Below are 21864 nucleotides of genomic sequence, written 5' to 3' on the forward strand. Positions count from 1 at the left end.
ATTGCCGGGCGCGACCTGCCGCGCGTCTATGACGGCATCTATCGCGCCGCGCTCTCCTACGGCATGGGCAAGGACATGACGGCGGAGGTCATCCGCGTCCTTGCCAGCAATGTCGATTTCCAGGCGCAGCTGCGGCCCACCGATTCGCTCGAAGCCTTCTTTTCCGTCACCGACCAGAGCGGCGCGGCGACGGAGGAATCCGAGATCCTCTTCCTCGACGCCAAGTTCGGCGACACGGAAACCCGCGTCTACCGTTTCCAGAACCCGGAAGACGACTCGATCGACTATTACGACGAGAACGGCAAGAGCATCCGGCAGTTCCTGCTGCGCAATCCGGTTCCGAACGGCACCTTCCGCTCGGGCTTCGGCATGCGCCGTCACCCGATCCTCGGCTTTTCGCGCATGCATACCGGCGTCGACTGGTCCGCGCCGCGCGGCACGCCGATCATCGCGGCCGGCAACGGCGTCGTCGAGAAGGCCGGCTGGGATTCCGGCGGCTACGGCAACCAGACGCTGATCCGCCATGCCAATGGCTATGTCTCGTCCTACAATCACCAGAACGCCATCGCCAAGGGCATCAAGCCCGGCGTCAAGGTCCGCCAGGGCCAGGTCATCGGCTATGTCGGCTCGACCGGGCTTTCGACCGGCCCGCACCTGCATTACGAGATGATCGTCAACGGCAACAAGGTGGATGCGCTGAAGATCCGCCTGCCCGGCGGCAAGTCGCTGGAGGGCAAGGCCCTCGCCCAGTTCGAGGTCGAGCGCAAGCGCATCGACGACCTGCTCGGCCGCGGCGGATCGACGGAAGTCGCCGAGACGCATTGAGGCTGCGGAAATCCCGAAGGGCTGTGGCGCACAGGCGAACGGCCCCGTCGTTTACGATCAGATCAAGCGACCAGAAACGCGTTCCCGCGGGCTCACGCCTTCTTGCGGATCAGGAAACGATGCCCCGCCTCGACGCGCTCGCTCGCTTCGAGCGCGTGGCCGTTCTCGTGGCAGAAGTGGGGTATGTCGATGACGGCGAGCGGATCGGTGGTTTCCACCCAGAGCGCGCTGCCGGCATCCATCGTCGAAAGGCGCTTGCGCGTCTTCATCACCGGCAGCGGGCATTTCAGGCCGCGCAGGTCGTAGACCTCGGCGTCGTCGCGGGCCACCGTCGCGATCATTTTTGCCAGAACTTCCAGAACGGCTTTTCCGCCGTCTTCTCGACGACCTGGACGCTCGGATTGTCCTCCGGCACCGGCAGGGCAACGGCGCCCGCAGCCGGCTTTTCGACACGCTGGCCGGTGGTCGTGACGGCGGTGCTCTGCGTCGTCTGCACCGCCTGCCCGCCGGCGTCCTGCTGACTCTGCTGCGTCACATCGGCGGCGGGTTCGGCCTTGCGCGGCGCGGTCTTGTTGTTCCAGAATTTCCAGAAGGGCTTCTCTTCCTTCTTCTCGACAGCCGTGACGCCCGGATTGTCCTCCGGCACCGGCAGGGCGCCCGCGCCGCGTGCCTGCTTCTGCGCCTTCTCGGCGGCGACGTCGGCAGCGAAGGCTTCCGCTTCCTTGATCTTCGCCTGCTCGGCCGCAAGCTTCGCCTCTTCGGCCTCGCGCACCGCGCGTTCGGCCGCCTCGACCTTGCGCCTTTCGGCCTCCTCCGCCTTGCGCTTCTGCTCGGCGATCTCGCGGGCCGTCATCAGCTTGCCGGCGTCCAGCGAATTGCCGGTCGGCGCATAGGCGAGCTCACGGCCCTTGCGCTGGTCGGCGACGATCGCCTTGCGCTGGGCCTCGGAGGGTTCGATCCAGACCGTGCCGTCATATTTCTGCATGGCCTTGGCATAGGCAGCGGCATAGGTCTTGTTGTAGCTGCCGAGCGCCACCTCGAGGGCGGCCGGCGTCGTCATCGCCGGGCAGGCACCCGCCGGCGAGAAGGGTTTGTCGGCCTGCTGATTGAAGACATATTTCTTCTCGCAGACATTGACCTCCGGCGGACGCTTGGTCAGCTCGAAATGGTCGTATCCGACCTTCAGCATCTTCCAGAATTCGATATTCGGATTGTCGCGATGGCGCGCCATGTTTTCCGCGGTCATGCGGAAGGGGAAGGCCTGGAGCTGGATCGTCGACTGGCCGCCGTTGAAGGCATCGCGCGCGAAGGCGAAGATTTCCACCATCTGCTCGTCGGTCATCGAATAACAGCCGGACGACGAACAGGCGCCATGGATCATCAGATGGCTGCCGCTCGCCTTGTTGGCGCGGTCATAGGCGTTCGGAAAGCCGGTATTGATTGCCAGGAAGTAGCTCGAATTCGGGTTCATGTGCGCCCTGGACAGCGGGTAGAACCCTTCCGGCGCCTGGCGGTCGCCTTCCTTCATCTTCGGGCCGAGCTTTCCCGACCAGGCGCAGATCTTGTAGTTGCGAACCAGCTGGTAGCGGTTGGAGCGGTCGGCCTTCCACAGTTCCAGCCGGCCCTCTTCCTTGAAGATGCGCAACATCATCGGCGAGGACCGGTCGATGTTCATCGAGGAAAGCTTGCCGAGCACCGCCGAGGAAAGCTGGTAGTCGGTCTTCTTGGAAACCTTGCTGATGTCGACGTCGACCTTGTCGAACGAGTCGAGCGTCTCGTTGGTGCAGCCGGCGGCGGCCACGGCAAGGAGCGATACGGCGGCAAGAACAGTCAGGCGCATTCCAGAAGTCCGTCAACAATCGTCAGATCGCAAGCCGTCGCGCCGGCGGGCGGACGCGCAGTGGTAACCGGCTTATACTTCATAAAGTGTTAACCGGGAATTCTTTCGCGAGGCTGCCGGCACGCCGCATCGTTTCAGACACAAGGATTATGGCCGAGATGGGGCAAAGGGCGGTCCGGGAGCCGCCGACCGGCAAGAATCCCCTCAGAGCTGGCGGCCGATATTGAGGTAGCGCTGACGGCGATCCTTGCGCAACTGGTCGCCGGGCTTGGCGGAAAGCTCCTTCAGCGCATCCGCGATGACATCGCCGGTGCGCGCGATGACGGCCTGCGGATCGCGATGCGCGCCGCCGACAGGCTCCTGGATGATGCCATCGATGATGCCCAGGGCCTTCAGGTCCTCGGCCGTGATCTTCATGTTGCTGGCCGCTTCCTTGGCGCGGGTGGAATCGCGCCAGAGGATGGAGGCGGCGCCTTCCGGCGAGATCACGCTGTAGATCGCATGTTCGAGCATGAAGACGCGGTCGCCGGTGGCGATCGCGATGGCGCCGCCCGAGCCGCCCTCGCCGAGCACCACGGAAACGATCGGCACCCGGACATTGAGGCACATCTCGGTCGATCGGGCGATGGCTTCCGCCTGGCCGCGCTCTTCCGCGCCGATGCCGGGATAGGCGCCGGCCGTGTCGATCAGCGTGATGATCGGCAGGCCGAAGCGGTCGGCCATTTCCATGACGCGGATCGCCTTGCGGTAGCCTTCCGGCCGGGCGCTACCGAAATTGTGCTTGAGGCGCGACTTGGTATCGTTGCCCTTCTCCTGGCCGATGATGGCGACGGCCTCGCCGTTGAAGCGGCCGAGACCGGCCTGAATCGCCTCGTCCTCGGCGAACTTGCGGTCGCCGGCAAGCGGGGTGAACTCTTCGAAAAGCTGGGCGGCGAAGTCGAGGAAATGCGGGCGCTGCGGGTGGCGCGCGACCTGCGTCTTCTGCCAGGGCGTCAGCTTGGCGTAGATATCGGCCATCGCCTCGCGGGCGCGCACTTCCAGCCGGCCGACCTCGTCCGTCGTGTCGATGCTCTCATCTTCCTCGGCGAGCTTGCGGAGCTCGTGGATCTTGCCTTCGAGATCCGAGATGGGCTTTTCGAAATCGAGGTAGTTGTGCATGAGATGCGTTTCCGATCGTTTGCTCAAACCGCGTCAGGATGCCGTTGGCCGGGACCAGTGGCATGAAGAGGGGTCCTAATCCGGTTTTTTTGCCTGTTTGGCAAGGGGGTGATGGGTCTGAACGAGCTGGTGGAGCCGTTCTTCCAGCACATGCGTATAGATTTGTGTCGTCGAAATGTCCGAGTGGCCGAGCAGTTCCTGCACCGCGCGCAGGTCCGCGCCGTTCTGCAGGAGATGGCTGGCGAAAGCATGGCGCAGAACATGCGGCGAGAGCGTCGAGGCCCGGATCCCCGCCCGCCCCGCCAGCGCCTTCAGGTCGCGGGCGAACACCTGGCGCGGCAGGTGGCCCTCCTTGCTTTTCGCCGGGAACAGGAAGGCGCCCGTCGCCGGATCGTCGCCGATATCGGCCGCCAGCGCCTCGCCATAGGTTTCGAGCGCCGCGACGGCGGCGCGCGACAGCGGCACCAGCCGCTCCTTGTTGCCCTTGCCCTTCACGACGAGGAAGCGCCCCGTCTGCGCCAGCACGCTCGCCGGCAGCGAGACAAGTTCGCTGACGCGCAAGCCCGTGGCATAAAGAAGTTCCACCAGAAGATGCATGCGGCGGCGCTGGAGAAGCGTGTCGCCCGGTTCCGCCGCCTCCGCCTCCGCCCGGGCGATCAGGCGGCCGACATCCTCGACGCTCAGCGTCTTCGGCAGCGGCCGGCCCTTGCGGGGAGCATCGAGAATGCCGGTCGGGTCGTCGCCACGCAGCCCCTCGCCATAGAGGAACTTGAAGAACTGCCGCAGCGCCGAAAGCCGGCGGGCCTGCGAGGAGGCGGCAAAGCCCTGCCGGGCGAGATGGGCGAGATAGGCGCGCAGGTCGTCTGCCGTCGCCTCCACCAGCCGCACGCTCCGCTCGTTGAGGAAGGAACGCGCATCCTCCAGGTCCCGCTCGTAGGATTGCAGCGTGTTCGTCGCCGCGCCGCGCTCGGCACTCATCATCTCGAGAAAGGATTCGAGCTGAAGGGCGGATGGATCCCTCATTGTTGCGGGTTTACCCGCTCGGAAGGAATGCGGATCGTCACCTCGCGCTCCGTCGGCTTCACAAAGGTCACCAGCGCCACCATCGTGCCGTAGATCGAACCGGCGATCACGGCGCAGAAGAACAGGAATCGGAACAGGGTCGGCATGGCGCTCTCCGGGACGATGGTCCCTATATCGCCTCGCCCACCGCCGAGCGCAAGGGCGGGGATCCTCGGGTCAAGCCCGAGGAGGACCCGCGGGGAGGAGAGGTTACCGGCCATTAGCCGGTGCGGCAGGGGAAACGGTCTTTCTCGCGGGGCGCCCTCCCTTCTTCCGTCATCCTCGGGCTCGACCCGAGGATCCCCCATCCGCACGGTCTTTGCGGCTCCCGTGCGACGCATGGCTTGACGCTTCCAGCGCTTTTGTCGATACGGAAAGGGACGAAACCCCGGAAAACACGCATGACCGAGCTGACCGACCAGGCCCCTCTCACGCTTGCCGCTGAGGCCCGCGCCGCGCTCGGCAAGCGCAACCTCGTGCTGATCGGCCTGATGGGCGCCGGCAAATCGGCGATCGGCCGCATGACCGCGCAGGTGCTCGGCATTCCCTTCATCGACAGCGACCACGAGATCGAGCGCGTCTCGCGCATGTCGATCACCGACCTGTTCGCGGCCTATGGCGAAGCGGAGTTCCGCGCGCTTGAGACCCGCGTCATCAAGCGCCTGCTGCGCTCCGGCCCGCGGGTCGTGTCGACCGGTGGCGGCGCCTATATCAATGAGAACACCCGCAAGCACATCAAGCGCGGCGGACTGTCAGTCTGGCTGAAGGCCGACCTCGACGTCCTGTGGGAGCGCGTCAACAAACGCGACACCCGCCCGCTGCTGAAGACGGAGAACCCGCGCCAGACACTCGAAAACCTCATGAACGCCCGCTATCCGATCTATGCGCAGGCCGATCTCACGGTCCTGTCGCGTGACGTGAAGAAGGAAACCATGGTGGAGGAGGTGCTCACCGCGATCACCGCCGCCGCCAAGAAAGCCTGACGAGATGACGATGACTGCACCTGCCACCGCCCGCCGCACCGTACGGGTTGACCTCGGCGACCGTTCCTATGACATCCTGATCGGCCCGGGCCTCATATCCGCTGCCGGCCGCGAGATCGCGGGCCGCCTGAAAGGCCGCAAGATCGCCGTCGTCACCGACGCGCATGTCGCTCCCCTCTATCTCGACGATTTCATGGCCGCGCTGAAGGCGGAGGGCATCGAGGCCGTCTCGCTCGTGCTGCCGGCCGGCGAGAAGACGAAGAGCTTCGAACACCTGATCAGCGTCTGCGACAGCGTGCTCGCCGCCCGCATCGAGCGCAACGATGCGGTCGTGGCGCTCGGCGGCGGGGTCATCGGCGACCTCACCGGTTTTGCCGCCGGCATCGCGCGCCGCGGCTCACGCTTCATCCAGGTGCCGACCTCGCTGCTGGCGCAGGTCGATTCCTCCGTCGGCGGCAAGACCGGCATCAACTCGCTGCACGGCAAGAACCTCATCGGCGTCTTCCACCAACCAGACCTGGTTCTCGCCGATACGGACGTGCTCGACACGCTTTCCCCGCGCGAATTCCGCGCCGGCTATGCCGAAGTCGCCAAATACGGCCTGATCGACAAGCCGGACTTCTTCGCCTGGCTGGAAAAGAACTGGCGCGCCGTCTTTGCCGGCGGCGAGGCCCGCATCGAGGCGATCGCCACGAGCTGCCAGGCGAAAGCCGACGTCGTCGCCGCCGACGAGCGGGAGAACGGCCAGCGCGCCCTGCTCAATCTCGGCCATACCTTCGGCCATGCGCTGGAGGCGGCGACACAGTATGATAGCGCCCGCCTCGTGCATGGCGAGGGCGTCTCGATCGGCATGGTGCTCGCCCACCAGTTTTCCACCCGCATGAACCTTGCCAGCCCCGACGAGGGCAAACGCGTCGAGGCGCACTTGCGCGAGGTTGGCCTGCCGACCGCCATGGACCAGATCCCGGGCGGCCTGCCGCCAGCGGAGGTGTTGATGGATGCCATCGCCCAGGACAAGAAGGTCAAGGGCGGCAGGCTCACCTTCATCCTGACGCGCGGCGTCGGCCAGTCCTTCGTCGCCGATGACGTGCCGCAATCCGAGGTCATCGCTTTCCTCAAGGAAAAGCTGCCGAAATGAACAGCGACACGCCCGCCGCGCTCGCTCCCCTTTTCTGGCTGCTGGCCGTTCTTCTGCTCGGCCTGATCGTTCTCACCGTGGCTCTCTTCCGCCGGCGCAAACCGATCGCAGCGCTCTGGCGCGCGCATCAGGAAACACGCGAGGCGGAGGGCGATCGCCGGGGCGGCCAATCCCCCCGCGACGGCGCGGCGGCGAAATCCGACCGGGAGAAATCCCCCGGCATGCTCGATCTCGATGCGCTGGAAGTGTCCGACATCATGATCCACCGCACGACCATGCGGGCGCTCAATGCCGGCGACCCGCCGGAGGAGATCGTCAAGGCCGTGCTCGAAAGCCCCTATACGCGCATGCCGCTCTGGGCCGGCTCGGTCGACAACATCGTCGGCGTCGTGCACGCCAAGGACCTTTTGCGCGCGCTGGCGGAACCCGGCGTCGAACCGAAGAACCTCGACATTACCAAGGTGGCGCAAAAGCCATGGTTCGTGCCCGACACCACGACGCTCAAGGAGCAGCTCGCCGCGTTCCTCCGCCGCAAGGAGCATTTCGCGACCGTGGTCGACGAATATGGCGAGGTGCAGGGCCTCGTCACGCTGCAGGACATCCTGAAGGAGATCGTCGGCGACATCTCCGACGAGAAGGATGTCGACATGCAGGGCGTGCGGCAGGAGGCGGACGGCTCGCTGGTCGTCGACGGTGGCGTGACGATCCGCGACCTCAACCGCGCCTTCGACTGGAACCTGCCCGACGAGGAGGCGACGACCATTGCCGGCCTCGTCATCCATGAATCGAAATCGATCCCGGAAGAGCGCCAGGCCTTCACCTTCTACGGCAAGCGCTTCATCGTGATGAAGCGCGTGAAGAACCGCATCACCAAGCTGCGCGTCCGTCCCGTCGAGCCGGAAGCGCCGCGAGCCTAAAGCAATTCCAGCAAAAGTGTGCAGCGGTTTGCGTCCGGAATTGCGCAAAAACAAAAAATGAGAGCGTTTTCGCTATTCGAAGAAAAGCGGGAATGCGCTCATCACCAGCGGGTTGCTTCCCCGGGCGCGGCCGCCTCGACGGCCAGCGCATGCAGCCCCGCATCGAACTCCGCCTTCACGAGGTCGTTGATCGCCCGGTGGCGCGCCACGCGGCTCATGCCGGCAAAGGCGGAGGCGACGATGCGCACGCGCATATGCGTCTCCCCCTCGCCGTTGAAATCCGGCTGGTGGCCGGCATGCAGGTGGCTCTCGTTGATGACGTAGAGCCGCTCCGGCGTGAAGGCGGCGGTCAGCTTTTCGGCGATGCTGGACTTCATGGACATGGCAGACCTTCGGCGGCGGAAACCGTGCGCCGCGATGCACAAAATGGTTCCACAAAGCCAGCAACAATCCGCTTTGTCAATTCTTGTTGCAGGCCTTCCGGAACCCCATAATGGGGCCATGAAACTCGATTCCAAATACTTCGACCGCATCCGCACGAAGCGGCGCGTGGAGCGTCCCGAACGCTCCGCGCCGATCTGTCAGTGGGATGGCTGCGAAGAAAATGCCGTGCATCGCGCGCCCGTCGGCCGCAATGCCGAAGGCCAGTATTTCATGTTCTGCTTCGAGCACGTCAAGGAATACAACAAGGGCTACAACTACTTCTCCGGCCTCTCCGACGGCGAGATCGCCCGCTACCAGAAGGAGGCGATCACCGGCCACCGCCCGACCTGGACGATCGGCGTGAACAAGGCGGCGAAGAACGGTCCGGCGCAGGGCACGGCGCGTTCGGGTTCCGCCGGGGCAAATCAGCGCATCCGCGATCCCTTCGGCTTCTTCGCCGAGGGGAAAGGCCGCCGCCCGCAGATGGAGCCGCGCGCCAGGAAGCTGAAAACGCTGGAGGCGAAAGCCTACGACACGCTCGGCCTTGCCGCCACCGCGACGGCCCAGGACATCAAGACCGCCTACAAAGCCCTTGTCAAAAAGCATCACCCCGATGCAAATGGCGGAGATAGAGGCTCGGAAGAGCGTTTTCGCGCGGTCATCCAAGCATATCAATTGTTAAAGCAGGCCGGCTTCTGCTAGAGCATTTTGCGGCCGGACGGAATCGCCCGGTTTCGCACGATGCCATCAGGCAAAGGGCGCAGTCGGCGTGCACTAGGATATTGGGGTGGAGGCAAGCCCGCCGCCCGCGGAGACGTGATGAGCAAGATGGATCTCGATATTTCCAACCTCCCCGATACCACGGTATCCGTCCGGGAGGTTTTCGGCATTGATACAGACCTCAAGGTTCCGGCCTATTCCAAGGCGGACGCCTATGTGCCGGACCTCGACCCGGACTACCTGTTCGACCGGGAAACCACCCTCGCCATCCTCGCGGGCTTCGCGCATAACCGCCGCGTCATGGTCTCCGGCTATCACGGCACGGGCAAGTCGACCCATATCGAGCAGGTCGCCGCCCGCCTCAACTGGCCCTGCGTGCGCGTCAACCTCGACAGCCATGTCAGCCGTATCGACCTCGTCGGCAAGGACGCCATCGTCGTCAAGGACGGATTGCAGGTCACCGAATTCAAGGACGGCATCCTGCCCTGGGCCTACCAGCACAATGTCGCGCTCGTCTTCGACGAATACGACGCCGGCCGCCCGGACGTCATGTTCGTCATCCAGCGCGTGCTGGAATCCTCCGGCCGCCTGACCCTGCTCGACCAGAGCCGCGTCATCCGCCCGCACCCCGCCTTCCGCCTGTTCGCCACCGCCAACACGGTCGGCCTCGGCGATACGACGGGCCTCTACCACGGCACGCAGCAGATCAACCAGGCGCAGATGGACCGCTGGTCGATCGTCACCACGCTGAACTATCTGCCGCACGACAACGAGGTCAGCATCGTCGCCGCCAAGGTGAAGCGCCTTGCCGCCGGCAAGGACGGCCGCGACACGATCTCGCGCATGGTCCGCGTCGCCGACCTCACCCGCGCCGCCTTCATCAACGGCGACCTCTCCACCGTGATGAGCCCGCGCACCGTCATCACCTGGGGCGAAAACGCCGAGATCTTCGGCGATCTCGCCTTCGCCTTCCGCGTCACCTTCCTCAACAAGTGCGACGAGCTGGAACGCACGCTGGTCGCCGAACTCTACCAGCGCGCCTTCGGCGTCGAGCTGAAGGAAAGCGCCGCCAACATCGTGCTGGAGGCGACGGCCTGAGGCCCGGGAAAAGCGCATGGCAGCTCGCGGAGACAATTCGAAGCCGAGGCCCGGCGGCGTGGTCGACATGGAGCCGTTCCGCCGCGCGGTGACGGGCTGCGTGCGCGCCGTCGCCGGCGATGCGGAGGTGGAGGTTTCCTTCGCCAACGAGCGGCCCGGCATGACCGGCGAGCGTATCCGCCTGCCGGAACTGACGAAGCGCCCCTCGCCCACCGAAGTCGCGATCACCCGCGGCCTCGGCGATTCGATGGCGCTGCGCAAGGCCTGCCACGACGCGCGCATCCACGCGACCATGTCGCCGCAGGGGGCCGACGCCCGCGCGATCTTCGACGCGGTCGAGCAGGCGCGTGTCGAGGCCATCGGCTCCAACCGCATGCCGGGCATGGCGCAGAACCTCACCACCATGCTGACGGAGAAATACGCCAAGGCGAATTTCGGCGCGATCAGCCGCCAGGCCGATGCGCCGCTCGAAGAGGCCGTCGCGCTCATCGTGCGCGAGAAGCTGACGGGCCAGGCCCCGCCGGCCTCAGCGGGCAAGGTGCTGGACCTCTGGCGCGACTTCATCACCGAGAAGGCCGGCCGCGACATGGACGGCCTCACCGCCGCCATCAACGACCAGCAGGCCTTCTCCCGCGTCGTGCGCAACATGCTCGCCTCGATGAACGTCGCCGAACAGTATGGCGAGGACGAAACCGAGCCGGATGATTCGGAGACGCCCGAGGACGAGGACCAGCCGCGCAGCGACGAGCAGGAAGACAACGAAAGCCAGGAGGACGCCGGCGACGACGCAGCGCCCGCCGACGAGAACGAGACGTCCGACGACCAGATGGACGAAGGCGAGATGGACGGCGCGGAGATCTCCGACGACGATCTCGTCGACGACGACGGCGACGACAGCGAAACACCCGGCGAGGTCCGCCGCCCGAACCATCCCTTCAGCGATTTCAACGAGAAGGTCGACTACACGGTCTTCACCGAGGAATTCGACGAGATGATCACGGCGGAAGAGCTGTGCGACGAGGCGGAGCTCGACCGCCTGCGCGCCTTCCTCGACAAGCAGCTCGCCCATCTGCAGGGCGCCGTCGGCCGCCTGGCGAACCGCCTGCAGCGCCGCCTGATGGCACAGCAGAACCGCGCCTGGGAATTCGACCTCGAAGAGGGCTATCTCGACAGCGCCCGCCTGCAGCGCATCATTATCGACCCGATGCAGCCGCTCTCCTTCAAGCGCGAGAAGGACACGACCTTCCGCGATACGGTGGTGACGCTCCTCATCGACAATTCCGGCTCCATGCGCGGCCGGCCGATCACCGTCGCCGCCACCTGCGCCGATATTCTCGCGCGCACGCTGGAGCGCTGCGGCGTGAAGGTCGAGATCCTCGGCTTCACCACCAAGGCATGGAAGGGCGGCCAGTCGCGCGAGAAATGGCTGGGCAGCGGCAAGCCGCAATCCCCCGGCCGCCTCAACGACCTCCGCCACATCGTCTACAAGGGCGCGGACGCCCCGTGGCGGCGCGCGAGGCGCAATCTCGGCCTGATGATGCGCGAGGGCCTGCTCAAGGAAAACATCGACGGCGAGGCGCTGATCTGGGCGCACAATCGCCTGCTGGCCCGCCCCGAGCAGCGCCGCATCCTGATGATGATCTCGGACGGCGCGCCGGTCGATGATTCGACGCTTTCGGTGAACCCCGGCAACTATCTGGAACGGCACCTGCGCGCCGTCATCGAGCAGATCGAGACGAAATCGCCGGTCGAGCTTCTCGCCATCGGCATCGGCCATGACGTGACGCGCTACTATCGCCGCGCCGTCACCATCGTCGATGCCGACGAACTGGCCGGCGCGATGACGGAACAGCTCGCCTCGCTCTTCGCCGACGAGGCCACCAGCCGACGCCCCGCCGGCCGACGCCGTGCCGGCTGAGCCGGTACCACGCCGGCGCATAATAGGGAGCCTTATGCGAGGCCTCCCTCCTCTCGCCGCCGCCATCGCGCTTTCGCTGCCGTTGCCAGGGCCTGCAGCAGCGGAGGTCGTGGCGCTTCCCGTCACCAGCCGCGCCATCACGCACTTCACCTTCGGCTCCGACCAGCGCACCTTCGGCAAGCTCGAATTCCTCGGCGGCATCAGCTATTCGTCCAGCAATCCCCTGCTCGGCGCCGTCTCGGCGATCCGTTTCCGCGCCGACAGGCAGGATTTCGTCGCCGTGCTCGATACCGGCCACTGGCTGACCGGCCGCATCGAGCGGGACGCCGAAGGCCGGCTGAGCGGCCTTGCCGATCTCAAGATACGCTCGATGCTCAATGAGGAAGGCCAGGACGAAAACGTCAAGTACCAGATGGATGCGGAGGGCCTTGCCCTTGGCAAGGGCGAGGTTCTGGTGAGCTTCGAGAACGTCCATCGCATCGACGCCTATCCCGATCCCGGCTTCATGGACGCAGGGCCCGCCCGCCGCCTCGCCCTGCCCTTCCCCCGGCGCGAGCTGCGCAGCAACCGCGGCATGGAGACGCTGGCGATGTCACCGGAGGCGGGGCCGCTCGGCGCCGTGCCGGTCACCGTCACGGAACGCAGCCTCGATCCCGACGGCAATGTCTTTGCCGCCGTGCTCGGCGGCCCGCGCGCCGGCACGTTCGCTGTCACGCGCAACGATCCCTGGGACATCACCGACGGCGCCTTCCTGCCGAATGGCGACCTCCTGCTGCTGGAGCGCCGCTTCCGGCTCTCCGACGGCATCGGCATGCGCATCCGCCGCATCGACGGCGGGAAGATCCGCCCCGGCGCGGTGGTCGACGGCGACGTGCTGATCGATGTCGACCTCAGCCATCAGATCGACAATATGGAAGGGCTGGACGTCGTGGTGATGGGTGAGGACGATATCCGTCTGATCGTCGTCTCCGACGACAACCACTCCATCCTCCAGCGCAACCTGATGCTCGAATTCCGCCTGCTATCGGGAAAATAACGCCACCGCCACCCCTCCGCCATAGGCCCGGCCTTGAGCCGAGCATTCACGTTCCGGGCGCGGTGATGGGTGGGGCAAGGCCTGTCGTGAACCTGACCCGCCCGTCGGCAGTGCTTTCTTCTCAGGCCAGCTTTTCGACGCCCGGCATAGGCTTCAGCTTGCTCATCAGCGCGCCATAGGGCAGCAGCATGACGAAACCGACCAGAACCTTTACCGAAAAGTCGCCGAGCGCCCAGGAGATCCAGCGCGGGGCTTCCGCGGCAAGAACGCCCAGGATCGGCGCCCATTCGATCGCGAAGGCATCGTTCGGGCCGAAGATGGAAAAGGCCGGCGCGAAGGCGAAGGAGAAGAACAGGATCGTATCCAGCAGCGAGCCGATCAGCGACGCGATCAGCGGCGCACGCCACCAGGCCTGCCGGCGAAGTGTATTGAAGACCGAGATGTCGAGCAGCTGGCCGAACAGGAACGCCGAACCGGATGCGATCGCGATGCGCGGCGAGGCGACGGCGAAGGAGAAGGCCACCGCCACGACGAAACCGGCCGCGACGACGCGGCGCGCGACGCGCGGGCCGAACTGGCGGTTGGTGAGGTCGGTGATGAGGAAGGCGACCGGATAGGTGAAGGCACCATAGGTCAGCAGGTCGCCGAGGTTGATGCCCAGCAGCACGCCCGAAAGCGGATACTGCACCAGCACGTTTGAGGCGACGACCACGGCCGTCATCAGGAGGACATAGAGAAGGGTAATGCGGTTCGCGAGCATTTTTTTATCCTGGGTGATGCCACCAGTTGGAGGGATAAGGCGATTCCGGGAAAGGTGCAAAGCAGCTTTCCGCCAGGAATTGCGTTTTAGCGCAAAGCATTGAGGCCTGCCCGGCGACCGGTCAAGCCTCAATGAAAACGGTCTGACGTGACGCCTTGGATCAGGCGGCTGCAGCGGTCTTCTTGGCGATCTGGCGGCGCAGCAGGCGAGCGCGCATCGACAGTTCGTTCTCTTCGGCCTTCAGCAGGAAGGCGTCGAGGCCGCCGCGGTGCTCGACCGAGCGGAGGGCAGCAGCGGAAACGCGAAGACGGAAACGCTGGCCGAGGGCGTCGGAAATCAGCGTGACATTGCACAGGTTCGGCAGGAACTTGCGCTTCGTCTTGTTGTTTGCGTGGCTCACATTGTTGCCCGACTGGACGCCCTTGCCGGTCAATTCGCAACTACGGGACATGATACACCTATTTTTCTTTGTTCAGGACAATACGTTTCCGGCACCGAAACCGGCCGCAGTCCGTCTGGCCTTTTTGGAAAGTCGCGGTTCTATAGTCACACGCGACGCCGACGTCAAGCCAAACCTGCCGTTCACCCTGAATTCAGTTGCCAAAGGCCATGATTTGCAGGCAAGAGCAAGTGGATCGGACTTTTGCCGCGGCGTAGAATCGCCGCAATGGCAGACTAGGCGGAGCGTCTCAATGGGAGTCGTGAAGATGAACGGGCGGGTTTGGGTTGCTGGCGCTGTCATGTCGCTTGCCCTTATGGGTGGCGCAACGCCGCTTTCGTCGGCGGAAATCGAGCATCGCACGGATTACAGCATCCGCCTGTCCGGCCTGCCGGTGGCCACCGCCACCTTCCGCTCGGCCTTCAACGGCAACCGCTACACGATTTCCGGCAGCCTGCAATCGGCCGGCCTTGCCGATATCTTCTCGAGCACCAAGGGCACGACCTCGGTCTCCGGCACCGTCAGCCGCGGCCGGTTGCACGCCACGAACTATTCGGTGAACTACAAGAGCGGCAAGCGCAGCCGCGCCATCGACGTCACCTTCCACAACGGCAATGTCATCACCGCCAGCATGACGCCGCCGCGGCGCAAGCCGAAGAACTGGGTGCCCGTCTCCACCGCCGACATGCGCGCCGTGCTCGACCCGATTTCCGGCCTCATCATCCCGGAGGGAAGCCGCGTCTGCCCGAAGACGCTGCCGATCTTCGACGGTGAGAGCCGCCTCGACCTGAAACTGAGCTCCAAGGGCACCAAGCCCTATTCCACCAAGGGCTTCGAGGGCGAGGTCGTCGTCTGCGGCATCCGCTTCGTGCCGAAATCCGGCTATCGCAAGGGCCGCGACGACGTGGAATACCTGCGCAAGCTGAAGACGATGGAAATCTGGTTTGCCAAGGCCGAGGGCGCGAAGGTATATGCTCCGGTCTATGTACAGATTCCGACCAAGCTCGGCCCTGTCACCGTCTCGGCCACGCGCTTCGGCGGCTGACGCGCCCGGCCCGTCGGCGGACCGGCGGGAGTGATCGGCCTTGAAGACGCGTGCGACCCTGATTGGCTTTTCGGCGATCCTGATGTGGTCGCTGCTCGCGCTCTTCACCGCGGCCTCCGGCAAGATGCCGCCCTTCCAGCTCTCCGCCGTCTGCTTCCTGATCGGCAGCCTGCCCGGCATCTTCGTGCTCCTCGCCCGGCCCGAGCGCACCAGGCTGCTGCGGCAACCGGCCAAGGTCTGGATCACCGGCATTCTCGGCCTCTTCGGCTACCACTTCCTCTACTTCACCGCGCTGCGCAATGCGCCTGCCGTGGAAGCCGGCCTGATCGCCTATCTCTGGCCGCTCCTCATCGTCGTCGGCTCGGCGCTGCTGCCGGGCGAGCGGCTGAAATGGAATCATGTCATCGGCGCGTTCCTTGGTCTCGGCGGCACGGTGCTCATTGTCGGCCGCAACGGCTTCGCCTTCGATGAGGCGTACCTTGTCGGCTATGGCGCGGCCTTCCTCTGCGCCTTCACCTGGGCGGGCTATTCACTGCTCACCCGCCGTTTCGAGGCGGTCTCGACGGATGTGGTGACCGGCTTCTGCCTCGCCACCGCCCTCCTCTCGCTTGCCTGCCACCTGATGCTGGAAACCACGGTCTGGCCGCAAACGGGCTTCGAATGGCTCGCCGTCGCCGGCCTTGGCCTCCTGCCCGTCGGCGCGGCCTTCTATGCCTGGGATTTCGGCATCAAGAACGGCGACATCCAGATCCTCGGAGCCGCAAGCTATGCCGCACCGCTGCTCTCGACGCTCGTGCTGATCCTGTCCGGCTTTGCCGAACCGTCCTGGCGCATCGGCCTTGCCTGCCTGCTGGTCACGGGCGGGGCCATCCTCGCCGCCAAGGACATGATCTTCCGCAAGGCGGCGGCAAGCCCGGCCTGATCAGGCGCCCGGTTCCCAGCCGGGCGGTGCCATCTCGAAGGACGAGAAGAGAAAGCCCGGCGAGACCGTGCAGCCGACCAGCGTCCAGTCGCCGAGCGGTTCGGCCGCTTGCCACCAGTTCGCCGGCACGATGACCTGCGGCCGTTCGCCCGCCGCAAGATCCGGCCCCAGCACCTGCGTCTCCGCCGGCGCAGCGCCGTCACTCACAGACAGCGCCAGCGGCCCGCCGGCATAATGGTGCCAGACCTCGACCGCATCCTTCACCCGGTGCCAGTGCGAGCGCTCGCCCCGCTCCAGGAGGTAGTAGATCGCCGTCGAATGTCCGCGCGCGCCGCCCGCGGCATCGCGAAAGGTCTGCACATACCAGCCGCCTTCCGGATGCTGCTCCATGCCGAGCCGGGCGATGATATCCTGCGGCGTCATCAGAACCGGTCCTTGCGTGCGCGGATTTCCGCAAAGACCTCGGCATCGCTCGCCGTTTCCATGCCGAGATGGCGGCGGATTGCCGGATCGGCCGCCCGCAGAAAGGGGTTGGTCGCCTTTTCGAGGCCGATGGTCGTCGGCGCGGTGAAAGCGCCCGCCGCCCGAAGCGACTCGATCTCCGCCACGCGGCTTGCGAGGGCGGCATTGCCCGGATCAACGGTTATGGCGAAGCGCGCATTGGAGAGCGTGTATTCATGGCCGAAATAGACGGTCGTCTCCTCCGGCAGCGCGGCGAGCTTTTCAAGCGATTGCCACATCTGCGCCGGCGTTCCCTCGAAGAGCCGGCCGCAGCCGAGCGCAAAGAGCGTATCGGCCGCAAAGAGCAGCTTTTCCACGGGCAGATGGAAGCAGACATGCCCCGCCGTATGGCCCGGCGTCAGGATGACCTCGACACGCCTGCCGGCAAAGTCGAAGCAGTCGCCGCCATCCACCTTGCGGTCGATGCCCGGGATCGTCTCGCGCGCCGGCCCGATGATCGTCGCGCCGAAACGGTCCTTCAGCGCCAGATTGGCCTCGACATGATCGTTGTGGTGGTGCGTCGTGAAGATATGGCTGAGCGTCCAGCCACGGCGGGCGAGCGCATCGAGGATGGGCTTTTCCTCCGGCGCATCGATGCTCGCGGTCGCCCCCGTCGCCGGATCGCGCAGCAGCACGCCGAAATTGTCGCTGCGGCAGGGAAAGAGGTCTATTTCCAGCGGGGTCATGGTGCATTCCTCATCGCATTGCGGGCGGTCGGCGGGAATGTAAGGCAATCGGCCTTGAAGTCCACCGGCCCGTCGCGCACATTCAGGTCATGCATGCCGATATCGTCGACCTTCGTGAATTCTACCACTCGCCGCTCGGGCGCCTCGCCGACCATTCGATCGCCATGGCGCTCGCCTCGCTCTGGGCGCGCCTGCCGGACGAGCGGCTGGTCGGGCTCGGTTATGCCGTGCCCTACCTGGAACGGTTCCGCGCCGATACCGAGCGCACCTTCGCCTTCATGCCGGCCGGCCAGGGCGCGGTGAACTGGCCGCCGGGCGAGCTCTCCTCCACGGCCCTCGTCTTCGACGAGGAACTGCCGCTGCCGGATGCCTCGGTCGATCGCGTGCTGATGGTGCATTCGCTGGAATTTGCGGAAAACCCGCGTGAGACGATGAAGGAGCTCTGGCGCGTGCTGGCCCCGGGCGGGCGGCTCGTCATTGTCGTGCCGAACCGGCGCGGCGTCTGGGCACGCATGGAGCATACGCCCTTCGGCTCCGGCCGGCCCTATTCGCGCGGCCAGCTGACCGCGCTGTTGCGCGAGACCAACTTCACGCCCGGCGCCTCGGCCGAAGCGCTGTTCTTCCCGCCCTCCAAGCTGCGCAGCGTGCAGAAACTGCGCGGTGCCTTCGAGCGGCTGGGGCGCATGCTCTGGCCGATGTTCTCCGGCGTCATCATCGTGGAGGCGCAGAAGCGGCTCTATCAGGGCCTGCCCGTCGCCGCCCGCGCCTCGCGGCGCGTCTTCGTGCCGGTGCTCGCCCCGCAGGGCGTGCCGACGACGCGCGAGCGCGCGCCGCGCTGATCCCCTCGACAAATGCCGGCCCGCCCGCTAGAGCGGGCCCAAGCGGAAACGAAGGGCGAAGGGCATGACGGACGGACATTTCGACAAGATCGCGCTGATCGGCATCGGCCTCATCGGCTCCTCCATCGCCCGCGCCGTCAAGGCGAAGGGCCTTGCCAGGACCGTCACCATTTCGAGCCGCAGCCAGGAGACGCTCGACCGCGCCCGCGAACTCGAGCTCGGCACCGACTACGTCCATGACGCCGGCACGGCCGTGGAAGGCGCCGACCTCGTCATCGTCTCGGTGCCCGTCGGCGCCTCCGGCAAGGTGGCGGAGGACATCGCCCCGCACCTGAAGCCCGGTGCCATCGTCACCGACGTCGGCTCCACCAAGACCTCGGTCGTCGCGCAGATGCTGCCGCACATGCCGAAAACCGTGCATTTCATCCCCGGCCACCCGCTGGCGGGCACCGAGCATTCCGGCCCGGACGCCGGCTTCGCCGAACTGTTCCAGAACCGCTGGTGCATCCTCACCCCCGTGCACGGCACGGACAAGGAGGCCAAGCGCAGGCTCGCCGCCTTCTGGGAGGCGCTCGGCTCCAAGGTCGACGAGATGGACACGGAGCACCACGACAAGGTGCTCGCCATCGTCTCGCACCTGCCGCATATCATCGCCTATAACATCGTCGGCACGGCCGACGATCTGGAGACGGTGACGGAATCCGAGGTAATCAAATATTCCGCCTCGGGCTTCCGCGATTTCACCCGCCTCGCCGCCTCGGACCCGACCATGTGGCGGGACGTCTGCCTGCACAACAAGGACGCGATCCTCGAAATGCTGGCGCGCTTTTCCGAGGACCTCGCCTATCTGCAGCGCGCCATCCGCTGGGGCGATGGCGAGAAGCTCTTCGACCTCTTCACGCGCACCCGCGCCATCCGCCGCTCGATCATCGATGCGGGCCAGGACACGTCCGCGCCGAATTTCGGCCGGCCGGTCGCCGACAAGAAGAGCTGAGATCAGATCGGCGGGATGAACGCGATCGGGAAGAGGCCGAGATAGACCGTCCCGTCCTGCACATTGAGCTTCACCACCGCCCGGTCGCCGCCCTTCGACAGTCCTTCGACCACCTGCGCGACCTGCGCCGCCGTCTCCGCGATCTCCGGAAACGCCTCGGAGATCCGGTCGCGCCAGACCGTGATGCCGGCGATGTCGAGATCGAGCGTGCCCGAGAGGTAGCCGTCGTCACCCACCTTGAGCGGGCCGGAAAGGGTCGCCACCTTGCCGTCGCCGAGGTCGAGCGACAGGCGGCGCAGCTCCATGTTTGCGCCGAGCGGCGCGCCGGCCGGCGGGCCTTCGGCGGAGATCCATGTCGCGGCATCGGCGATCGTCATGTCGGCCGTGACGTCAAGCGGCGGCAGCACCCGGTCGCCAAGATCGAGCGAGAGCGCATCGAAGGAGGCGGCGACATCGAGCGCCCCACCGGATTGACGGATATGCTTTTCACCATGGGCAGCGGTCACGCCGAGCGAAACGGCCTCGGAGGGCACGTTGAGCCGGCCCTTCAGCCCGTCATAGGCGACCGAGGCACGGTCGAGCCCGTTCGTCCAGGCGGTGCCGCTTGCCCGCAGAAGATCCCAGTCGGCATCGAAGACGAGATCGGGCGTCACGCGCACCTGCGCCGGCCCGTCGAGTTCGGCGACCGCATGGCCCGGGCGATAGACCTGCGCGGCCGAGCGGAGCGCCCCGAAGCTCGCCGAAAGGCCCGTCGGGCGGTCGTCGATGCCGACCGCATCGCAGAAGAGGCCGATGCGGAACGGGAAGCCGCGAACGGAAAGATTGCTGCACGAGGCCGAATGCATGCCCTGCGCGGAGGCGGAGAGCTGCCGGTCCAGCGTGTCCTTCAGCCAGCTTGCGGCATAGAACCATCCGCCCGTATAGAGCGCGGCGACGAGAACGACGGCAACGGCGAGCCGGACGAGTTTGCGCGTGACGCCGGACGTGCCGGCGCGGCTTGACGATGCCATGTTGTTCTCCAATGGTGGCGGACATGATTTGCCCGCAAGCGCGTCAAAGCCGGCAATTGCGGCAGCTTTTTGAGAGATGGTCCAGGTGACGGTGGATATGAACGAATTCTGGGTTTTTGGCTACGGTTCGCTGATGTGGAATCCGGGCTTCGAATTCGAGGAGCAGCAGCCGGCCCATCTCTTCGGCTTCCGCCGTTCGCTCTGCGTGCGCTCCTGGGTCCATCGCGGCACGGAGGCCAGACCCGGCCTCGTGCTGGGCCTCGATCGCGGCGGCTCCTGCCGCGGCGTCGCCTTCCGCATCGCACCCGCAAGCCGGGAGGCGGTGGTCGATTACCTGCGCGAGCGGGAACTGGTGACCCATGTCTACAAGGAGCGCACGCTTGCCGCGACGCTCGGCGACGGCCGCCGCGTCTCGACGCTCGCCTATATCTGCGACCGCGCCCACCACCAGTTCGCCGGCGCGCTCTCCGTCGAGGAGGCGGCCGCGACCGTCAGCTCCGCCGTCGGCAAGTCCGGCCACAATATCGACTATGTGCGCAACACGCTGGTGCATCTGCGCGAAATGGGCATCCGCGACCATTGGCTGGAGGATGTCGGCCGCACCGCGGAAAACCTCCACGCACGAAGCTCCGACTGATCAGGCGGCGTGCGCCTTCAGCTCCGCCAGCCGCCGCTCGGCCGTCGGCGGCAAAGGCAGGTTCGGGTTCGCCGCCGCGGTTTCCACCAGCAGCCGGTCGCTCGCCGTCTCCATCACCTCGACGAGATGGGCGAGGAAGGCGTCCGGATCCATGCCCGGCTCGATCGCCGGCAGGATGCGCACCTTGAAGTGCCCGGGATAGCGGATGAACTTGCGCCGCGGCCAGAACAGACCCGGATGCATGACGACCGGCACGACCGGCACCTGGAGATCGCGATAGAGGCGGGCGATGCCGTACTTGTATTCCGGCGTCGCGCCCGGCGGGCGGCGCGTGCCTTCCGGATAGATGATGAGCTGGCGGCCGGAATTCATCTCCGCCTTGGTGCGCTGCATGACGGCGGCCATGACCTTGCCGCGCGCGCTGCGATCGACCGGCACCATGCGTTGCTTCTTCAGATACCAGCCGAAGAGCGGGATCCAGGTGAGTTCACGCTTGAGGATATAGAAGGGATCGTCCAGCCAGGGCAGCAATGCATAGGCATCCCAGAAGGACTGGTGCTTCGGCGCGAAGATGTAGCCGCCCTTCGGGATGTTCTCCAGCCCTTCGATCTCGAAGGTCGTGCCGACGATCGTCTCGAAGAGCCAGTGATTGCTCCTCACCCAGTTCTTGGCGATGCCGTAGGCCTTCTTGCGCGGCAGCAGGAAATAGGCCGGCGTCATGACGATCATCTGCACGATGAGGTTCAGGTAGAAGAGGGTATTGAAGAGCACGGAACGGAAAGCGATCATCAGGCAGCCTGTCAGCGGGACGCGTTTCTTCGCCCTACACGATATTCAAAAGCGTGTCGCGCAAAAGTGTGCACGGTTTTGCACTGACGGGATGCGGAAAAACAAGGGCCTGAAAGGAGGCTTC

The 21864-nt window shown here is 65.7% G+C and carries 24 protein-coding genes and 1 pseudogene (1 of these 25 cut by a window edge); 13 read left to right on the top strand and 12 right to left on the bottom strand.

From position 1 onward, the window contains the following. Positions 1-825 carry the 3' end of a M23 family metallopeptidase gene (locus tag WMC41_RS18675; RefSeq protein WP_432345600.1) on the top strand. Its footprint begins 1131 nt before the window's first position, so only the last 825 of its 1956 coding nucleotides appear in the window; its start codon lies off the left edge, out of view; its stop codon occupies positions 823-825. Between the two features lie 92 nt (positions 826-917). Here WMC41_RS18675 and WMC41_RS18680 read toward each other — a convergent pair whose 3' ends face one another. The 5 genes from WMC41_RS18680 to WMC41_RS18700 all read right to left on the bottom strand — a co-directional run bounded on the left by WMC41_RS18680 (position 918) and on the right by WMC41_RS18700 (position 4992). Further along, positions 918-1166: a sulfurtransferase TusA family protein gene (locus WMC41_RS18680; RefSeq protein WP_288080929.1), complete on the bottom strand. Its 249-nt coding sequence runs from the start codon at positions 1164-1166 to the stop codon at positions 918-920. Then, positions 1163-2665 carry a L,D-transpeptidase family protein gene (locus tag WMC41_RS18685; RefSeq protein WP_432345602.1) on the bottom strand — a complete coding sequence of 501 codons (1503 nt, stop codon included), beginning with the start codon at positions 2663-2665 and terminating at the stop codon, positions 1163-1165. The genes WMC41_RS18680 and WMC41_RS18685 overlap by 4 nt, the downstream gene beginning before the upstream one ends. A gap of 204 nt (positions 2666-2869) precedes the next feature. Continuing rightward, complete coding sequence (locus WMC41_RS18690) at positions 2870-3823, bottom strand: acetyl-CoA carboxylase carboxyltransferase subunit alpha (RefSeq protein ID WP_244769413.1); 954 nt, start codon at positions 3821-3823, stop codon at positions 2870-2872. Positions 3824-3898: 75 nt separating this feature from the next. Continuing rightward, positions 3899-4846: a site-specific tyrosine recombinase XerD gene (gene xerD / locus WMC41_RS18695; protein ID WP_432345606.1), complete on the bottom strand. Its 948-nt coding sequence runs from the start codon at positions 4844-4846 to the stop codon at positions 3899-3901. Next, positions 4843-4992 (bottom strand): hypothetical protein, encoded by a 150-nt coding sequence (locus WMC41_RS18700; RefSeq protein WP_432345609.1) that lies wholly within the window; start codon positions 4990-4992, stop codon positions 4843-4845. Before WMC41_RS18700 ends, xerD begins: the two co-directional genes overlap by 4 nt. 294 nt (positions 4993-5286) lie before the next feature. Between WMC41_RS18700 and WMC41_RS18705 the strand changes: the two genes are divergently transcribed. The 3 genes and pseudogenes from WMC41_RS18705 to WMC41_RS18715 form a co-directional block, all read left to right on the top strand. Beyond that, positions 5287-5868 carry a shikimate kinase gene (locus tag WMC41_RS18705; protein WP_432345611.1) on the top strand — a complete coding sequence of 194 codons (582 nt, stop codon included), beginning with the start codon at positions 5287-5289 and terminating at the stop codon, positions 5866-5868. A gap of 10 nt (positions 5869-5878) precedes the next feature. Further along, on the top strand, positions 5879-7006 hold the full coding sequence (gene aroB / locus WMC41_RS18710) for a 3-dehydroquinate synthase (RefSeq protein WP_432345614.1): 1128 nt from the start codon (positions 5879-5881) through the stop codon (positions 7004-7006). Positions 7007-7224: 218 nt separating this feature from the next. After that, a pseudogene (locus WMC41_RS18715) lies at positions 7225-7923 on the top strand (transporter associated domain-containing protein); the annotation flags it as partial. Positions 7924-8024: 101 nt separating this feature from the next. Here WMC41_RS18715 and WMC41_RS18720 read toward each other — a convergent pair. Continuing rightward, positions 8025-8306 carry a BolA family protein gene (locus tag WMC41_RS18720; protein ID WP_432345616.1) on the bottom strand — a complete coding sequence of 94 codons (282 nt, stop codon included), beginning with the start codon at positions 8304-8306 and terminating at the stop codon, positions 8025-8027. Positions 8307-8424: 118 nt separating this feature from the next. Here WMC41_RS18720 and WMC41_RS18725 point away from each other — a divergent pair, with 118 nt between their 5' ends. From WMC41_RS18725 to WMC41_RS18740, 4 genes are all read left to right on the top strand, one after another. After that, on the top strand, positions 8425-9048 hold the full coding sequence (locus tag WMC41_RS18725; protein WP_244769407.1) for a J domain-containing protein: 624 nt from the start codon (positions 8425-8427) through the stop codon (positions 9046-9048). A 117-nt stretch (positions 9049-9165) separates the two neighbouring features. Next, on the top strand, positions 9166-10164 hold the full coding sequence (cobS, locus tag WMC41_RS18730; RefSeq protein ID WP_064331569.1) for a cobaltochelatase subunit CobS: 999 nt from the start codon (positions 9166-9168) through the stop codon (positions 10162-10164). Positions 10165-10180: 16 nt separating this feature from the next. Next, complete coding sequence (gene cobT / locus WMC41_RS18735; protein ID WP_288080949.1) at positions 10181-12082, top strand: cobaltochelatase subunit CobT; 1902 nt, start codon at positions 10181-10183, stop codon at positions 12080-12082. A gap of 34 nt (positions 12083-12116) precedes the next feature. After that, positions 12117-13118 carry an esterase-like activity of phytase family protein gene (locus tag WMC41_RS18740; RefSeq protein ID WP_288080951.1) on the top strand — a complete coding sequence of 334 codons (1002 nt, stop codon included), beginning with the start codon at positions 12117-12119 and terminating at the stop codon, positions 13116-13118. A 121-nt stretch (positions 13119-13239) separates the two neighbouring features. Here the strand turns inward: WMC41_RS18740 and WMC41_RS18745 are convergent, their stop codons facing one another. Beyond that, positions 13240-13878, bottom strand: a complete 639-nt coding sequence (locus WMC41_RS18745) for a VUT family protein (protein ID WP_244769404.1) — start codon at positions 13876-13878, stop codon at positions 13240-13242. Positions 13879-14038: 160 nt separating this feature from the next. Continuing rightward, positions 14039-14329 (bottom strand): 50S ribosomal protein L28, encoded by a 291-nt coding sequence (rpmB, locus tag WMC41_RS18750; RefSeq protein WP_064331573.1) that lies wholly within the window; start codon positions 14327-14329, stop codon positions 14039-14041. Positions 14330-14570: 241 nt separating this feature from the next. On the opposite strand from rpmB, the gene WMC41_RS18755 reads away from it, so the two are divergent. Next, positions 14571-15362 (top strand): DUF3108 domain-containing protein, encoded by a 792-nt coding sequence (locus WMC41_RS18755; RefSeq protein WP_432345620.1) that lies wholly within the window; start codon positions 14571-14573, stop codon positions 15360-15362. 40 nt (positions 15363-15402) lie between these two features. Next, the gene (gene yddG, locus WMC41_RS18760) at positions 15403-16284 is read left to right on the top strand and encodes an aromatic amino acid exporter YddG (protein ID WP_288080954.1); all 882 of its coding nucleotides are present in this window, start codon (positions 15403-15405) and stop codon (positions 16282-16284) included. On the opposite strand, the gene WMC41_RS18765 is transcribed toward yddG, so the two are convergent. Both WMC41_RS18765 and gloB read right to left on the bottom strand, forming a co-directional pair. After that, a complete protein-coding gene (locus WMC41_RS18765) occupies positions 16285-16707 on the bottom strand; it encodes a cupin domain-containing protein (RefSeq protein ID WP_432345623.1) in 423 nt (140 codons plus the stop codon). After that, the gene (gene gloB / locus WMC41_RS18770; protein WP_432345626.1) at positions 16707-17471 is read right to left on the bottom strand and encodes a hydroxyacylglutathione hydrolase; all 765 of its coding nucleotides are present in this window, start codon (positions 17469-17471) and stop codon (positions 16707-16709) included. The genes WMC41_RS18765 and gloB overlap by 1 nt, the downstream gene beginning before the upstream one ends. A gap of 89 nt (positions 17472-17560) precedes the next feature. Between gloB and WMC41_RS18775 the strand changes: the two genes are divergently transcribed. Both WMC41_RS18775 and WMC41_RS18780 read left to right on the top strand, forming a co-directional pair. Next, complete coding sequence (locus WMC41_RS18775; protein ID WP_244769399.1) at positions 17561-18310, top strand: class I SAM-dependent methyltransferase; 750 nt, start codon at positions 17561-17563, stop codon at positions 18308-18310. A gap of 64 nt (positions 18311-18374) precedes the next feature. Further along, a complete protein-coding gene (locus tag WMC41_RS18780; protein ID WP_244769398.1) occupies positions 18375-19304 on the top strand; it encodes a prephenate/arogenate dehydrogenase family protein in 930 nt (309 codons plus the stop codon). Between the two features lie 2 nt (positions 19305-19306). Here the strand turns inward: WMC41_RS18780 and WMC41_RS18785 are convergent, their stop codons facing one another. Next, complete coding sequence (locus tag WMC41_RS18785) at positions 19307-20314, bottom strand: DUF2125 domain-containing protein (RefSeq protein ID WP_244769397.1); 1008 nt, start codon at positions 20312-20314, stop codon at positions 19307-19309. A gap of 85 nt (positions 20315-20399) precedes the next feature. Between WMC41_RS18785 and WMC41_RS18790 the strand changes: the two genes are divergently transcribed. Further along, positions 20400-20951, top strand: a complete 552-nt coding sequence (locus tag WMC41_RS18790; RefSeq protein WP_432345630.1) for a gamma-glutamylcyclotransferase — start codon at positions 20400-20402, stop codon at positions 20949-20951. Here WMC41_RS18790 and WMC41_RS18795 read toward each other — a convergent pair whose 3' ends face one another. After that, a complete protein-coding gene (locus tag WMC41_RS18795) occupies positions 20952-21740 on the bottom strand; it encodes a lysophospholipid acyltransferase family protein (RefSeq protein WP_244769395.1) in 789 nt (262 codons plus the stop codon). Positions 21741-21864: the final 124 nt, after the last annotated feature.

It is taken from the genome of Shinella yambaruensis (genome assembly GCF_050859155.1).
GTDB lineage: Bacteria > Pseudomonadota > Alphaproteobacteria > Rhizobiales > Rhizobiaceae > Shinella > Shinella yambaruensis.

Coding starts and splice junctions, on each gene's coding strand:
- WMC41_RS18680 (WP_288080929.1), bottom strand. CDS start 1,166: ATGATCGCGACGGTGGCCCGCGACGACGCCGAGGTCTACGACCTGCGC.
- WMC41_RS18685 (WP_432345602.1), bottom strand. CDS start 2,665: ATGCGCCTGACTGTTCTTGCCGCCGTATCGCTCCTTGCCGTGGCCGCC.
- WMC41_RS18690 (WP_244769413.1), bottom strand. CDS start 3,823: ATGCACAACTACCTCGATTTCGAAAAGCCCATCTCGGATCTCGAAGGC.
- xerD (WP_432345606.1), bottom strand. CDS start 4,846: ATGAGGGATCCATCCGCCCTTCAGCTCGAATCCTTTCTCGAGATGATG.
- WMC41_RS18700 (WP_432345609.1), bottom strand. CDS start 4,992: ATGCCGACCCTGTTCCGATTCCTGTTCTTCTGCGCCGTGATCGCCGGT.
- WMC41_RS18705 (WP_432345611.1), top strand. CDS start 5,287: ATGACCGAGCTGACCGACCAGGCCCCTCTCACGCTTGCCGCTGAGGCC.
- aroB (WP_432345614.1), top strand. CDS start 5,879: ATGACTGCACCTGCCACCGCCCGCCGCACCGTACGGGTTGACCTCGGC.
- WMC41_RS18720 (WP_432345616.1), bottom strand. CDS start 8,306: ATGTCCATGAAGTCCAGCATCGCCGAAAAGCTGACCGCCGCCTTCACG.
- WMC41_RS18725 (WP_244769407.1), top strand. CDS start 8,425: ATGAAACTCGATTCCAAATACTTCGACCGCATCCGCACGAAGCGGCGC.
- cobS (WP_064331569.1), top strand. CDS start 9,166: ATGAGCAAGATGGATCTCGATATTTCCAACCTCCCCGATACCACGGTA.
- cobT (WP_288080949.1), top strand. CDS start 10,181: ATGGCAGCTCGCGGAGACAATTCGAAGCCGAGGCCCGGCGGCGTGGTC.
- WMC41_RS18740 (WP_288080951.1), top strand. CDS start 12,117: ATGCGAGGCCTCCCTCCTCTCGCCGCCGCCATCGCGCTTTCGCTGCCG.
- WMC41_RS18745 (WP_244769404.1), bottom strand. CDS start 13,878: ATGCTCGCGAACCGCATTACCCTTCTCTATGTCCTCCTGATGACGGCC.
- rpmB (WP_064331573.1), bottom strand. CDS start 14,329: ATGTCCCGTAGTTGCGAATTGACCGGCAAGGGCGTCCAGTCGGGCAAC.
- WMC41_RS18755 (WP_432345620.1), top strand. CDS start 14,571: ATGGGAGTCGTGAAGATGAACGGGCGGGTTTGGGTTGCTGGCGCTGTC.
- WMC41_RS18765 (WP_432345623.1), bottom strand. CDS start 16,707: ATGACGCCGCAGGATATCATCGCCCGGCTCGGCATGGAGCAGCATCCG.
- gloB (WP_432345626.1), bottom strand. CDS start 17,471: ATGACCCCGCTGGAAATAGACCTCTTTCCCTGCCGCAGCGACAATTTC.
- WMC41_RS18775 (WP_244769399.1), top strand. CDS start 17,561: ATGCATGCCGATATCGTCGACCTTCGTGAATTCTACCACTCGCCGCTC.
- WMC41_RS18780 (WP_244769398.1), top strand. CDS start 18,375: ATGACGGACGGACATTTCGACAAGATCGCGCTGATCGGCATCGGCCTC.
- WMC41_RS18785 (WP_244769397.1), bottom strand. CDS start 20,314: ATGGCATCGTCAAGCCGCGCCGGCACGTCCGGCGTCACGCGCAAACTC.
- WMC41_RS18795 (WP_244769395.1), bottom strand. CDS start 21,740: ATGATCGCTTTCCGTTCCGTGCTCTTCAATACCCTCTTCTACCTGAAC.